The sequence below is a fragment of the Pelagicoccus sp. SDUM812002 genome, assembly GCF_031127835.1.
In the GTDB taxonomy this organism is placed as follows: domain Bacteria; phylum Verrucomicrobiota; class Verrucomicrobiia; order Opitutales; family Opitutaceae; genus Pelagicoccus.
Window position 1 is genome coordinate 150,907 of record NZ_JARXHX010000009.1, and the last position, 13,839, is coordinate 164,745.

Sequence of the window (13,839 nt, forward strand, 5' to 3'; positions counted from 1 at the left end):
TTGATCGCACCTCCAGTTTGCTCTCGCATAGCAAATGCGAGTTGCGGGAAAGCAGGAGGAGCGTTTTCATGCGAGGGTATGGAACCCCAAGCGAGCTCTCCTCTCTCCCTTAACAGTTTCGTGGTCCAAGAGCATGTCGGCATGTTCAAGGCTGCGAACAATTTCGACATGTACGATCCGGCGACGGGCGCATTGGTGTTGGAGTGTCGCGAGGAAAAGCTGGGTGGCTTCACCAAGCTCTTGCGATTTACCGACTACAAGCGGATGACACCGTTTCACATTGAAATTAGAGAGCCGGGTGGAGAGACGGTCATCGAGATCAAGCGAGGCGTTTCCTTTCTCCTTTCCAATGTTGAGGTTTTTGATGGGAGCGGAGCTCTATTGGGTAGCTTCAAGCAGAAGTTTCTATCAATCGGCGGCAAGTTCGACGTGTTCTCAGCGGAAGGAGAGGTTCTCTGTTCGTTGAAGGGCAAGTGGACTGGCTGGGACTTTTCTTTTGGAATCGACGGTGTGGAATTTGGGCATGTGAGTAAAAAATGGTCTGGATTCGGAAAAGAGTTATTCACATCGGCTGACAATTACATGCTGCAAATTAACCCTTCGCTCGAGGCGGATCACCCGTTGCGCAGGCTCATCATTGCGGCGGTGATGTGTATCGATATGGTGCTCAAGGAGTAGGCGGTCCTAGGTCTTCGCTATCGCCGAGGGGCCGCTCCTTTCTTGATTCCCCAAGGGTCTGATAATAAGACATGGATTACTTCGTTTGAAAAACAGAGATTTTTTGTTATCAATAATTCACTCCACGAAAGTGGGCAGGGCGAGCAGGCTAATCGAGCTAGCGCCCGTTTGAAATTTCGAATCCACTCTCATGTCCGAGCAACCGTCGCTAGTCCAAGCTGTCACCTCCGAAAGCAGGTTGCTGGACACAGAACACGGATTGCTTGCTCGAAGGTTAGGAAAGCTACCCGGAATCGCTGCTATACTAGCTAAGTGTGTAGACATCGACGATCTGTTGCAGAAAGCAGCCATGCGCGCCGGAGAGAGTCTAGGCTTTCGCCGAGTGGCCGTTTGGTTGTTGGACAAGGACGGTACCTTTGCGGTGGGGTCTCTCGGAGATTGCTTTGGAAAAAACTCAGAGGCGGTGCAAAATTATCGGCTACTAGATAAATCGGGCTACCTCCGGAGTCTGAAGGATGCATGGATGGAGTCGCCGCACTATATCCAACTATCGTCGGATAGTTCCGGTTCTGCATCTCGGCTTTTGGGTTTGGGCATTTCGCTGACGGCTCCAATCTTGATGAATGCAGAAATCGTAGGGTTTGTTGGAGTGGCCGAGCCGGAAGGGACGGCGAGCGTCGACGAGGTCGCAGGTCCTTTGCTCTGTCAATTTGCCCAAGTTGTTTCTAGCGCAGTCTCAACTTTAAAGTTACGGGAGGAGCTGGAGCGTTCGAAGGCGGCTGTGGTGGAAGCTGAGCGGGTGCAGAGCGAATTTTTGGCAATGATGGGTCATGAAGTTCGCACGCCTTTAAACGCGATGATGGGTTACGCCCAGTTGCTGGCGAGACGAGAAGTCGGAAGCGAAATCAAAGGAATCGCCAACACGATCGAAGAAAGCGGTCAGCATATGAAAGGGTTGATCGACAGCGTGCTTGAGTATTCCCACCTATCGAGCGGCGATCTTCGACGGTGGTACAAGCCTGGTGATCCCTTTGCGGTACTGGAGTCGACGGTACGGAGCTTCAAGGAGATGTACCGTAAAAAAGGCTTGGATCTGGGGTTCAGCTGGGAAGGCGATCCTGTTTCGGTTTTCTTCGATCCGATCAGCTTGCGCCAGGTATTAAGCAATCTATTGCAAAACGCCCTCAAGTTCACGGAAAAGGGAGGTGCCCACGTCAGAGCCTTCTCGCGCGCAGACAGTGAGTCGTCTAAGCTATTTATTGATGTTACGGATACGGGAATTGGTATCGATGAGGCTCATCAACGATCGATCTTTCAGCCTTTCCGACAGGTTGCCAAAGATCGAGATGGGGGAAGGAGTGGTATTGGCATGGGACTCGCGATCGTAAAGCGATTGGTCGAGGCCATGGGAGGTGCCATCACCTGTCGAAGTGGCGGCGAATCTGGCACAGTCTTTTCTATCAGCCTCACTTTCAACAATGCGATAACCCCCACCCATTCAGCGGACGAACGGGTTTCGCCGGACGAGAAAGCCGCATCTCGAGTTCTCATTGTGGAAGACGATGAGATTAATTTAGAGGTGCTTCGCTCGATGGCAAATTGTCTTGGATACGTGAATACCGATTCTGCTCGAAATGGGATAGAAGCTCGTGAGCTCCTCTCGGAGTATCCTTACGATATCGTTTTGATGGATGTGCAAATGCCTCGGATGGATGGTATCAGCCTGACTCGCATCGTGAGGTCAGGCGAGGTCAGCTCAATCAACCGGGAGGTGCCGATAGTCGGTGTGACCGCGTACACGAGCGAGCACGACCGAGACGAGTGCTTGACGGTCGGGATGAACGACTACTTGCCCAAGCCAATCATGCTCGATTCGCTCCGCAAGGTGATGGAGTTGGCTTGAGCGGATTTCCCTTTCTCTTTCTAGGGAATGGCATTTTCTTACTTTCGATGGCCGGTGTGACGACAATAGAAGATGCGTATGACTTTATCCAAGAAGTTGGGATATGCGCGATCTTCAGCGATAAGGTGCCAGGTGTTCGTTCGTTTTGGGATGCGGTCGATTTGCCGGACCGTAGCGGTGGCCGCACCAAATGGGGAGCTCGCACCGAAGCCGTCTGGCAATGGAAGATCGAGTTGCCGACCTTGTATCCGGACGACGTATACTATGGCAAAATCAAGGGCGGACATGCAGCCTTGATGAGCATGCGTTATCTCAAGGAGATTCATCATCCTAGAAACGCGCGTCCAGTTTCTGCCTGTAAACCGCTCGCTCAGCAGGTATTTGAAATCGTTCGTCTGAGTCCCGGGACGACAGCGGAGGTCCGCCGCGAAGCGATGGAGCGGTTTGGTTGCACCAAGAGCCGCTTCGAAACCGCATTGAAGGAGCTGCAGGTCAGCATGAACATCGTCCGGCTCAACGAGCCCGATCTAGCGAACGATACTTGGGTTCCTTTCGATGAAGTTTACGGTGAACTTGATCTCGTAGGAGGCGACAATTCCAATGTTTGAAAACGTCGTGAGCTTTTTATTTTCCGCTTTGCTCGGGCTTGTTCTGATCGTTGTGGTCGCCGTGCTAGCTCGCAAGGAGATGATAAAGCAGACGAAAGACAGCGAGAAAGAGAAGGAACGGAAACAGTCGGGCGATGCGGAGAGCCGCGGCGCCTCAGACGGACCGAATCAAGGCTGAGCGAGTTTCTTTCAATCCACTCATTAAAGGAGGAGGCATTTGGAAGCGCACCTAGCTGTGCAGCGTACGCAGCTGTTCGCTGAGCCAGATCTTACGCTTCCAGCGGGAGTTTTTGGAAGACATATCGATTTGGTAGAGGCTCTCGTCCTCGCCTTTCGGTTCCGCTAGGTCGAGGATGCGGCAGAGATTGAGGGCTAGCCACTTCTCAATCTTTAGCACTACTAGCTTTTTGCGGAGGCGGCCCTGCACGTCTCTGTTGAGGATGGTCGGAATGGTGTTGAGGGTAAGGATCTCGTCGATCGCGGTGTTGGCCATCTTTACGCGGCCCTCCTCGCTGGCGTAGAAGTGGCTGACCGCGAACACGGTCTTACCCGGCTCGATCTGCTTCAGGAATTGGCAGGACTTCACCACGGTTGACCCTGTACGAACCATGTCGTCGAAGAGTAAGATATCGTGGCCGCGGATGTCCTCGAAAGTAGTTTCGCTTTCTGCGTGCAGCTTGATCTGCACCTCGCGTTCACCGGTGCGCTCCTTGTCAAGCAGGACAAACTTGGCTTTTGACAGTCCTAGGCGAGCAAACATTTCCTTCACGAATTCGCGAGCCCCCTTGTCCGGAGCGCAGAGGGCAAGGCCTTCGCCTTCGTGCCCGTATTCCACAATGTCAGAGTTGAGGAAGTAGTCGACGTAGATTTCGTAGGGAATGAGATCGTGGAAACGTCCGCCGAAGACTTCGGTGAACATGCTGCGGACCGATTTTGAGTGATTGTGAACGGTGACCACTGCGTCAATTCCGGAGAGTTTCAAGAGCTCAGCGTAGAGCTTGGCCGTGAAGGGCTGGCCGTCGAATTTCTTGAGATCCTTGTTGTCTCGGGAGTGGGCGGTGTTGCCGAGTTCGGGGCGAGGCCCGCGGTCTTGGGCGCTGTAAAAAAGGTCTGGCTCGACGAGGATAACTTCCGCGGCGCCGTTTTCCTTGGCGGCCCGAGCGATCATGAAAGTTCGCATGGCGAGGCTTTGTCGGCTCATGCCTAAGCTGCTGGCGCTGACGATGATGATGGACTTTCCCTCCATCTTGCGGCCGATATTCTCGAAGTCGGTTTCGTCGGAAATGAAGCGCGGGCAGAACTCGGTGTTAGCGAACCGCTTCATGCTGATTTTGTCAGCGACGTCTTCGATCTGGCCCATGCCATACGCGACGTCGATTGCGAAGGGGTCGTCCGATGAATTACCGACGACGATGTATTTCGGATCCAAGAATTTCACTACTAACTATCGAGAACGGGAGAAGGGAGAAAGTGGTCCGCGGAGATTGTCCGCGAAAGTCCAATGATCAAGCCTTGGATAGGGGCGAGTGCGAGTCTTTTTCTCGGATTAAAGGATCTTCTCTATCCGTGCGCGGCGGATGCGTGTTTTCAGCAACGAAGGTTTAGAAGGGCCTGACGTGTGTGTGCGCGTAGGGCAGAGGCATAGGCGATTTGATCGAATGATGGCCATAGAAGAGCAAACTTGGTAGACCTCGCCCTCACTAGGGCGTACAAGTGAAAGATAGGTAATTTGATTCTGGATACCCCAGATTGCGAGGGAACGGGGGGCGTCTGCTCACGGTTTGGCAAGCCCAGTTGCGCGCGGGTGAATTCGCGTCGAGAGGGGAACCCTTTGCGTTTCAGGGTTCGCTTGTTCCCTTGTTGGTGTAAATCTGACGTTACGAAGGGCTTCTGGTCGCAGTTGTTCAGTTATTTTGCTCAAAAGGTCCGTTTCGGCTTTTGAAACTCGCGAAAGCGGGGGAGCCAGTCAGATTTACTGATTTGTCATAGACCCTTTGGCACCAGTCCCAAAAGCTCTAACAAATTCTCTGGGAATTGATTTTTCCGGACTCCATCGTAACCACTTAAAGCATGTACATCGACGCGCTTCGCAGTCGTCGAACCCCATATCATTATGACCCTACCCAAATTATTGCTACCCGCCCTCGGCCTGGCTACTACCCTCGCCGCACAGCCCTCCCACGAAATGACCATCGACGCCACGGGCGACAATGGTCAAATCAGCCGTCACCTCTACGGGCATTTCGCCGAACATCTCGGTCGCGGCATTTACGACGGTTTTTGGAAGAAAGATTCGGCTGACCAGTACATCATACGGGACGATGTGGTTGCAGCGATGAAGGAGCTGGGCGTTCCGAACCTGCGTTGGCCGGGTGGATGTTTCGCGGACTACTATTTTTGGGAGCACGGCGTGGGGCCAAAGGATGAGCGCCCGACCGTCGTGAACAACCTATGGGGCGGCGTCACGGAAGATAATTCAGTGGGGACCCATGAGTTCATGGACCTTGTGGCCGAGCTCGAGACGGAACCCATCGTGGTCGGAAACGTCGGGAGCGGCACTGTCGAAGACATGGCCAATTGGTGGCAGTACCTGAATCACCCCGGTGAGAGCCCGATGGCGAAAAGGCGTGCGGAGAATGGCCGCGAAGAACCGTGGAATGTACGTTTCTTCGGAGTGGGGAACGAGAGCTGGGGGTGTGGGGGGCACATGCGTCCGGAGTTTTACGCGGACCTCTATCGCCAGTATTCAACTTTCTTGCACGGATATGGCGACGTGAGTCCTTTCCGAATCGCGACTGGTCCAGCTGGAAACGACTATGTATGGACGGAAGTTTTGATGGAGCGGGCTGGGGATCGGATCGACGGGATCGATTTGCACCACTACACCCTCGATGGCTCTTGGACCACTCACAAGGGACAAGCGGTAAATTTTGACGAAGGCGGCTGGTTTCGCCTGATGGAACGAGCGATGGAGATGGATGAGCTCCTGACCAATCACAAGGCAATCATGGACACCTATGATCCAGAAAAACGCGTCTGGCTCATCGTTGGCGAGTGGGGAACGTGGCACGAGCAGGAGGAAGGTTCCACCCCGGGCTTCCTTTATCAGCAAAACACGTTGCGGGACGCGCTTACTGCCTCGGTAACCCTCGATATTTTCCACCAGCATCTCGACCGTGTGAAGATGGCGAACATCGCCCAAACGATCAACGTGCTGCAAGCCATGATCCTCACGGACGGAGAGCGCATGCTTCGCACGCCGACCTACCACACATTTGACATGTATAAGGTGCATCGTGACGCGATTGCTTTGCCTTTCGAACTGGATCGTGGCGAGTACGAGCGCGATGGCGAAAGCTTGCCGGCGCTGAGCGGTACCGCCTCGATTGATGCGGAAGGACGTATCCATCTAAGCCTTACGAATATCGATCCGAATCAAAGCCGCACGGTTACAGTCTCACTCGGTGAAAACACTCTCAAGCGGGTGGTCTCTGGACGTATCCTGACCGCTGATGCCATGAACACCCACAACACCTTCGATGCTCCAGATACTCTGGTACCCCAGCTTTTTTCCGGTGCGAAGGTCAAGAAGGGGACGCTCACGATCGAGTTACCGGCCAAGTCGCTCGTGACCTTGGAACTTGCGGACTAAGTTCGCTGGTTTAGTTTTAGCTCCTCCCTAGACCGGTTCGACTCAGGTGCTCAGGTAATATTGAGCCCTTCCTGCTCTTGGCCTTGCGCGTCTTCAACGCGGGCCTAGGTTGGCTGCTGTATACCCCCCGATACCTATGAAGACATCGCTTGCCCATCTATTGCTTATCGCAGCTCTAACGGACTATTCCGTGGCCGCTGTTGACTCGACAAGCCTCTCTGATCGAGAGTCTGAGAAGCTCGCCCTCGAAATCGAGGCGAAGGCCCCGCTGTCCCTAGCGGATGGCCTTCAAGCTCGGCTTTGGGCACCAGATCAGATGCTGACAGATCCGGTGGCGATCGACGTTACCGATGGGGGCGAGGTTTGGGTTTCGGCCACCTTGCGAAGGAATAGCTCGATGTTCGATATCCGCAGCTTGGGAGAGTGGGTTCCTGAGAGTTGGAGTTGGGAATCAGTCGAGGAAAGAGCCGACTTCCTGAGGCGGGAGTTGTCCCCAAAAAACAGTGACAAGAATACGTGGCTGCGAGATTTCAACGAGGACGGCTCTCACGATTGGCGTGATCTTTCTACTGAAGCGGAGGAGGTGTACCGACTGCTAGATCAAAGCGGCGACGGACGGGCTGATCTTTCGGAGCGTTTCCAGTTTGTCCCGAGCACCTTGGAGACGGATATCGCCGGAGCCTTGCTTGTACATGACAATTCTATTTTTCTGGGTGTTATGCCTGATATGTGGCGTATTCAAGATTTGGATGGGGATGGCGAATACGAGAGCAAGGAGCCAATCAGTTCGGGGTATGGGATACACGTTGGATTTGGCGGTCACGGCATCTCCGGCGTCAAAATAGGACCGGACGGCCGTATTTACTGGGGAATTGGCGACGTCGGGTTCAATGGAGTGGACCAGGAAGGGAAACGTTGGAAATTTCCGCGGCAAGGCGTACTAGTGCGATCCGAACTCGATGGTAGCGGTTTCGAGGTATACGCTCACGGACTGCGTAATTTGCATGAGTTCGATTGGGATGCCATGGGGAACTTGATCGGGGTAGACAACGATGGTGATCATCCAGGTGAGGATGAGCGACTCGTGTATTTGATCGATGGATCAGATACGGGCTGGCGGAACAACTGGCAGCTCGGCAAGTACACTGATCCGAAGAACAATGCCTACAAGGTTTGGATGGACGAGCTTTACTTTAAGCCACGTTTCGATGGACAGGCTGCCCACATCTTGCCAGCTCTCGACAACTATCACACAGGTCCCGCAGGATTGGTTTTTCAGCCGGGGACTGCTCTGGGGGGGCGTTGGAAAGATCACTTCTTGGTCGCTTCCTTCACGGGGAATCCAGCCAATTCTCGAATTTTTGCCTATTCGCTTAAGCCTCAGGGAGCTGCGTTTGCATTAGATAACGACGAAGAGATTTTGAGCGGGATCACTGCCGTCGGCATCGACTTCGGCCCGGAGGGCGCTCTCTATCTCGCTGATTGGGGCGGCGGCTGGGATACTGATGGAGTAGGCCGTGTTTGGAAAGTCGATACGACTGACGAAATGACGGATGCTGCAATTGAGACGCAGGGTATGCTTGCGGAAGGATTAGCGAAAGTTTCGCCTTTGTCGTTGGTTAATCTCTTGAGCCACGAAGATCGGCGAGTGCGTTTGAAGGCCCAGTTTGAACTAGTGAAGCGCGACGAGGCTAGGAGCTTCTTGAAAGAAGCTTACGACGGTGCTAACTTGATCTCGCGGGTACACTCGATTTGGGGCTTCGGGCAACTTGCCCGCAAGGGGGAGGCAGAAGGTGAAAGACTTTTAGACCTTTTACATGATTCTGACGCAGAGGTGAGGGCTCAGGCTGCCCGAACATTGGGGGACATTCGCTGTGCTCCAGCCGCGGAAGAATTGCGAAAGCTGTTGTCAGATGATAGCCCGCGTATCCGGTTGATGGCTACGGAGGCTCTCGGACGAATTGGAGACTCGGAAGCCTATTCGAACATTATCGACATGCTGGATCGCAACGATGACGAAGAGGTTTACCTGCGACATGCAGGTGCGATCGCACTTGCTCGTGTCGACGATGGAGATCGATTGATGAATCTCGCGGGACATCGTTCGGCTGCCGTACGCATAGCGGCGGTGGTAGCTCTTGATCGCCTTGGCCATCCCGCTGTCATTCGTTTCTTGGATGATAGTGAAGAGATTGTCGCAACGGCTGCGGCTCGTGCGATCGGGGATGAGGAGCATCTTGCTGACGGGATTGTCGCGTTAGCCGGCCGACTTGCGGAGCGCTCTGACGCATCGGAGGCCTTCACACGTCGAGCGATCAATGCCAATTTGTATGCGGGAGACGAATCGAGTGCGATGAGGCTGGCCCGGTTCGCGGTGTCGGAGTCCGAGGATGTGAGAATGCGTATCGAAGCAGTTGATACGCTATCTGTTTGGGCGGATCCTTCGATATATGACAGAGTTTCGGGTAGGATTCTACCGCGACCGGATAACAAACTGCAACACGCTCAACTTGCTATAGGCTCAGCATTCGATGAGCTCTACGCCTCGGAGAACTTGGAGTTACGATTAGCGGCGATCGAGGCCTTGGGGCGTTTGGAAATAGACGAGTTTGAGCAAAGCCTAATAGGGATAGTTGAAGAGGGCAAAAGCTCTCGTGAGCGGATTGCGGCCTTAAATGCTCTGGTGACTTTAGAGAGCAGCAATCTTGTTGCCGCTATCGAGCGTGCTTTGGCGGACGATTCAGAAGCGGTACGTTCTGCTGCCCTCGAGAAGATTTCTCGACTCACGCTCGATGCTGAAAGGCTAGTTGGATTGTTGGAGATGGCTTTAGGCGTGGGTGGCGAGAGTGAAGTCCAAGCTGCCATCGAAACTCTGGGCCATCTGAACTCCGACGCAGCGAACGACCTTTTAGCTGAGCAGTTCGTCGCTTTACAAAGAGGTGAGTTTCCGCAGGGAGCGCTGCTGGAGCTCTTAGCTGCAGCTGAAAGCTCGGGAGATCCAGGATTGGAGAACCGCGTGGAAGCATATCGCAATCGGCGAGACACGAAAACCGGCCTCGCTCGGTATGATGCCTCGCTTTTCGGAGGAGATGCCGGTGTAGGCCGCACCGTAGTTTACGATGCTCCAGCTGCTCAGTGCATTCGTTGCCACGCAATTGGGGAGGAAGGCGGGGATGTCGGGCCAGATTTAGCGGCAGTTGCGGACCGCTTAGGTCGCGAGGAGTTGCTCGAGAGCTTGGTAGATCCGTCAGCGAAAATAGCCTTGGGATATGGTATCGTGGTTCTCACTACGAAAGAAGGTCAGTCCATCCAAGGGATACTGATGAAAGAAGATTCCAAATCCATGGAAGTGAAAGTGGGAAACGATCGGGTTGAAGTGGCGAAAGCTTCGATTGCGGAGCGGTTCGATGCACCCTCTTCCATGCCTCCCATGGGCGTATTGTTGAGTGATGCCGAACTGCGCGATGTTGTAGCATTCCTCTCCGAACTCAAAGAAGGAAGAGAAACCAACTCGACTTCCTCGGCTGCGAGCGGTGGACATGGCGAATAGCGCACCGACTGTGATCCACAGCCATGAATAGGCCTATTTTACGCCGCAGGTTTTTAATGGTAGGAGCCATTGCTCTGCTTACTCCTCAATTCCTTCGGGCAAGAGGTCCACTTGAACGCGATGGGCGAGCGCGGCTGCGACTTGCCCTAGCGGCGTATTCGTTTCGAGACTACTATTCTTGGTTCAAAGGAAAAGCGCAGAAGCCGCAGGAGGGAAGAGATATGGATCTTTTTTCTTTCATCGACTATTGTGCCGACCACGGCTGTGACGGCGCGGAGCTCACTGCGTACTTTCTTCCTCCGAATGCGGACAGGGACTATTTCAACCGCTTGAAACGGCACGCCCATTTGCGTGGAGTCTCGATTACTGGCACCGCGATCGGGAACAACTTCTCTCAGCCGAAAGGTGACTTCCTTGACGAGCAAGTGAGACAAGCGAAACAGTGGATCGATGTAGCCGCTCAGTTCAACGCTCCGCACGTCCGTTTTTTTGCGGGTGAGATGCACGAGTTTGCGGAAGGCAGAGATCGGGTAGATAATGCGATCGCAGCTCTCAACGAATGTGCTGACTACGCTGGGGAAAAGGGAATCTTTATCGGAGTTGAGAACCATGGAGGCATCACATCGGATTTACTGGTCGAAATTATCGAATCGGTCGATAGCCCTTGGATCGGTATCAATCTCGATACTGGTAACTTCTTTACGAATACACCATATAAGGATCTGGAGCGTTGTGCCCCGTACGCTGTCAATGTACAGGTCAAGGTGAGTATGCAGACACCTGAAGGGGAGAAGTATCCAGCCGACTTTGATCGGGTGGTCTCGATTCTGGAGTCCGCGAACTACCAAGGCTTCGTTACTCTGGAATACGAAGACAAAGACCCACTGGCGCACGTCCCGGAGCAAATCGAACGACTGCGAGCTGCGATTAACCATAGGTGAATTCTGTTCTATGGAGAGAGTGCCGGCCGTTTTTAGAAGTAAATATTATGGTATGGACGGGAACGCTAAGCGGATGCAGGTTTATTAGAAACCTCTGCCCTTTTTCAATCATGAAACTTAGATCATTGTTCGCAACCGTTTACCTTTTGATCGTATCCATTGCGTCTGTACAGGCAGAGCAGTTCTCCGCATTAGTCTTCTCTGATGCTTACGACAAGTACCACCATCGCAACGTGCCGGCAGTGAGGGAGACCTTCGAATTTTTGTCTAAAAAACATTTCTTTGAACTCACATGGGTGGAGCGGGATGAGGATTTTGCCAGACACTCCTTTGCTGACTTTGATGTGATCGTTTTTGTGAGCGCAAATCCGTGTGAGTTGGACGAGGAGAAACGGGTCGAGTTTCAGGAATACGTCGCTGCGGGAGGCGGGATTGTCGGGATCCACTCGGCCTCGGCTACTGCCAATGAGGAGAAGCGATGGCTGTGGTGGGAAGAATTAATCGGTCGGGTCTTTCTATCGCACCCACCGCGTCAAACCGGAACGATAGAAGTGGTCGACAAAGAATTTCCGGCATGTTTGCACTTAGACGATAAGTGGATTTGGACAGACGAGTGGTATACGTTTGCTAATCCTTTTCCCGAAGATCTTAACGTATTGCTGGAGGTCGACGAAAGGAGTTACTATCCACAAACGAACCATATCATGGGAGAGTCTCATCCCATCGCGTGGTATCACGAACCCTTTGGCGGGCGCGTATTTTACTCGGCTCTCGGCCACATCGAAGAAGGCTATGCAGATCCTGAGTTCCAGCAGCACATCTTTGGTGGTATCTTGTGGGCCGTAGGCGAACGGGAACCCGGTTGGTAGATTGTACATGGCCACTAGATAAGCTTTACCTGCTCGCGTTACCCGGAGGCAGATTATTTGAGTATTCGTATAGGGGCTTTGCTCATCACTGGTGATTTTGTAATAAATTCGCTCTGAGCTAGTCCGTTGTAGTTTGCACGAAGGGCTGCGTATTGCAGCGGTAGAACGGATCCACGACGATGAGCTTGGAGGGAAAACCCGCCGTGGCGCGAGAGCTGCGAGCAGAAATTCGTTATGAAAACGATATCTCGAAAAAATACTCTACTCGCAAAACCAGTGGCGGGAGCCTTCAGCGCCGGATTGCTTTGCCTAGGACTCTTGGGTTGCTCGTCCTCGGGCTACCATGAACGTCGGGGCACGGCGGCGGGTGCCACCGCAGGTGCGGTAATCGGCGGAATTGTCGGCCATCAATCCGGCGAGGAAGGTGAGGGCGCTGCCATTGGCGCAGCGGCTGGAGCCTTGGTTGGCCGCGAAATGGGTCGGTCCAAGGATGATTCAGATTACCCCGCCGGCAGCGCGGGAGAAGTAGATACCGCGGTGGACTATGGTTCGCTTTTGACGGAAGATGAGAAGGAGCGAATCAGAGAACGGGCTGGCAGAGAAGTGATCGTCAATTGGTCGGCGCACCTCACTAGGGAAGAAAAGCAAAGACTCGTTGATCGTGCCGGAGACTCTGTGGGTGGATAGTGAGATAGAATTCAGGGGCTAGGGGCTCACTCTAGAGTGGGCCTTAGCTACCTTTCACCGAGCCTGAATCTTCGCTTTAGTTGAGCGAACTTGATTCTCCTGAGGGAAAATTAGCATCGTTTTCGCTAGCCGAGTTCTTCCGGATTAAGCTGCCAGACTGCGAAGCACAAGGCGGCAGCGAAGGCGACCCAAGCGAGATAGGGTAAAAGGAGGAGGCCAGCCCACTTATTTAGTCTCCAGTACATGAATACGTTTAGTACAATCAGGCCGAGCAGTAACAGGATGTCTATAAATGCGGCTGGCCCAAGATTCCACTTGAAGAAAAGCCAGGACCAGAGGCCGTTGACCGCAAGTTGAGCACCGTACACGGTAAGTTCCTTGGAGACGGATCCCGTCTTGACTCGTCGCCACACGAGCCAAGTCGCAATCGCCATCATTGTGTAAAGAATGGTCCAGACAGGTCCGAACACGTAGGCGGGGGGAGCCCAGCCAGGTTGGTTTAGGTCTGAGTAGAACGATTTTGCAGATATTGAGGCAACAGCCCCTACGGCGGAAACTGCGTAGGTCGCACCGAGGCTTACGACGACCTTGTATATCTGCTTACCTTTTCCAGCGGCCATCCAAGTATTAATTTTTACAAGACTCAATCTAGGCCGGTTCGTCGATACGAAAGAGGGCTGCGATTACTAAGTAACAAAAGGATGGGTACGCTAGGACACGTCGATCTCGCTTACGGCTTCGAGCGGAAGCCGCCCATTAGGAAGACGATAAGAAGCACTAAGAGGGCGAGTCCGAGTCCGCCGCCTCCGTAGGTAGGGCCTCCGAAATAAAAACCGCCTCCGCCGAATAGGAGGAGAAGAATGACGATGATAAGAAGTAGTCGCATAGGTTTCAGTCGTTGTGTATGCCCGATCCGCTTGCATTTATTGTGCCATGGGTTCGTTTCACCTG

Annotated in this window: 12 protein-coding genes; 9 read left to right on the plus strand and 3 right to left on the minus strand. The window is 53.4% G+C overall.

Annotated features, from left to right (window positions below):
• Positions 1 to 78: 78 nt before the first annotated feature.
• From QEH53_RS14355 to QEH53_RS14370, 4 genes are all read left to right on the plus strand, one after another.
• Positions 79 to 678, plus strand: a complete 600-nt coding sequence (locus QEH53_RS14355; RefSeq protein ID WP_309023902.1) for a phospholipid scramblase-related protein — start codon at positions 79 to 81, stop codon at positions 676 to 678.
• A 190-nt stretch (positions 679 to 868) separates the two neighbouring features.
• The gene (locus tag QEH53_RS14360) at positions 869 to 2,581 is read left to right on the plus strand and encodes a response regulator (RefSeq protein ID WP_309023903.1); all 1,713 of its coding nucleotides are present in this window, start codon (positions 869 to 871) and stop codon (positions 2,579 to 2,581) included.
• A 56-nt stretch (positions 2,582 to 2,637) separates the two neighbouring features.
• Positions 2,638 to 3,189 (plus strand): hypothetical protein, encoded by a 552-nt coding sequence (locus tag QEH53_RS14365; RefSeq protein ID WP_309023904.1) that lies wholly within the window; start codon positions 2,638 to 2,640, stop codon positions 3,187 to 3,189.
• Entirely contained in the window at positions 3,182 to 3,367 is a 186-nt protein-coding gene (locus QEH53_RS14370; protein ID WP_309023905.1) for a hypothetical protein, read from the plus strand. The genes QEH53_RS14365 and QEH53_RS14370 overlap by 8 nt, the downstream gene beginning before the upstream one ends.
• 51 nt (positions 3,368 to 3,418) lie before the next feature.
• On the opposite strand, the gene QEH53_RS14375 is transcribed toward QEH53_RS14370, so the two are convergent.
• Entirely contained in the window at positions 3,419 to 4,627 is a 1,209-nt protein-coding gene (locus tag QEH53_RS14375; protein WP_309023906.1) for a phosphoribosyltransferase family protein, read from the minus strand.
• 747 nt (positions 4,628 to 5,374) lie between these two features.
• Between QEH53_RS14375 and QEH53_RS14380 the strand changes: the two genes are divergently transcribed.
• From QEH53_RS14380 to QEH53_RS14400, 5 genes are all read left to right on the plus strand, one after another.
• Entirely contained in the window at positions 5,375 to 6,841 is a 1,467-nt protein-coding gene (locus tag QEH53_RS14380; RefSeq protein WP_345785726.1) for an alpha-L-arabinofuranosidase C-terminal domain-containing protein, read from the plus strand.
• 136 nt (positions 6,842 to 6,977) lie between these two features.
• Entirely contained in the window at positions 6,978 to 10,391 is a 3,414-nt protein-coding gene (locus QEH53_RS14385; RefSeq protein ID WP_309023908.1) for a HEAT repeat domain-containing protein, read from the plus strand.
• 221 nt (positions 10,392 to 10,612) lie between these two features.
• The gene (locus QEH53_RS14390) at positions 10,613 to 11,332 is read left to right on the plus strand and encodes a sugar phosphate isomerase/epimerase family protein (protein WP_309023909.1); all 720 of its coding nucleotides are present in this window, start codon (positions 10,613 to 10,615) and stop codon (positions 11,330 to 11,332) included.
• Positions 11,333 to 11,442: 110 nt separating this feature from the next.
• Positions 11,443 to 12,201, plus strand: a complete 759-nt coding sequence (locus QEH53_RS14395; RefSeq protein ID WP_309023910.1) for a ThuA domain-containing protein — start codon at positions 11,443 to 11,445, stop codon at positions 12,199 to 12,201.
• Positions 12,202 to 12,435: 234 nt separating this feature from the next.
• Positions 12,436 to 12,888 carry a glycine zipper domain-containing protein gene (locus QEH53_RS14400; RefSeq protein WP_309023911.1) on the plus strand — a complete coding sequence of 151 codons (453 nt, stop codon included), beginning with the start codon at positions 12,436 to 12,438 and terminating at the stop codon, positions 12,886 to 12,888.
• A gap of 125 nt (positions 12,889 to 13,013) precedes the next feature.
• On the opposite strand, the gene QEH53_RS14405 is transcribed toward QEH53_RS14400, so the two are convergent.
• Positions 13,014 to 13,508 (minus strand): TspO/MBR family protein, encoded by a 495-nt coding sequence (locus tag QEH53_RS14405; RefSeq protein WP_309023912.1) that lies wholly within the window; start codon positions 13,506 to 13,508, stop codon positions 13,014 to 13,016.
• 110 nt (positions 13,509 to 13,618) lie between these two features.
• Positions 13,619 to 13,774, minus strand: a complete 156-nt coding sequence (locus QEH53_RS14410) for a hypothetical protein (RefSeq protein ID WP_309023913.1) — start codon at positions 13,772 to 13,774, stop codon at positions 13,619 to 13,621.
• Positions 13,775 to 13,839: the final 65 nt, after the last annotated feature.

Excerpts from the sequence above, each read along its gene's own strand:
- QEH53_RS14395 (WP_309023910.1), top strand. The coding sequence starts at position 11,443 with ATGAAACTTAGATCATTGTTCGCAACCGTTTACCTTTTGATCGTATCC.
- QEH53_RS14400 (WP_309023911.1), top strand. The coding sequence starts at position 12,436 with ATGAAAACGATATCTCGAAAAAATACTCTACTCGCAAAACCAGTGGCG.
- QEH53_RS14410 (WP_309023913.1), bottom strand. The coding sequence starts at position 13,774 with ATGCGACTACTTCTTATCATCGTCATTCTTCTCCTCCTATTCGGCGGA.
- QEH53_RS14370 (WP_309023905.1), top strand. The coding sequence starts at position 3,182 with ATGTTTGAAAACGTCGTGAGCTTTTTATTTTCCGCTTTGCTCGGGCTT.
- QEH53_RS14390 (WP_309023909.1), top strand. The coding sequence starts at position 10,613 with ATGGATCTTTTTTCTTTCATCGACTATTGTGCCGACCACGGCTGTGAC.
- QEH53_RS14385 (WP_309023908.1), top strand. The coding sequence starts at position 6,978 with ATGAAGACATCGCTTGCCCATCTATTGCTTATCGCAGCTCTAACGGAC.
- QEH53_RS14360 (WP_309023903.1), top strand. The coding sequence starts at position 869 with ATGTCCGAGCAACCGTCGCTAGTCCAAGCTGTCACCTCCGAAAGCAGG.
- QEH53_RS14355 (WP_309023902.1), top strand. The coding sequence starts at position 79 with ATGGAACCCCAAGCGAGCTCTCCTCTCTCCCTTAACAGTTTCGTGGTC.
- QEH53_RS14405 (WP_309023912.1), bottom strand. The coding sequence starts at position 13,508 with ATGGCCGCTGGAAAAGGTAAGCAGATATACAAGGTCGTCGTAAGCCTC.
- QEH53_RS14380 (WP_345785726.1), top strand. The coding sequence starts at position 5,375 with ATGACCATCGACGCCACGGGCGACAATGGTCAAATCAGCCGTCACCTC.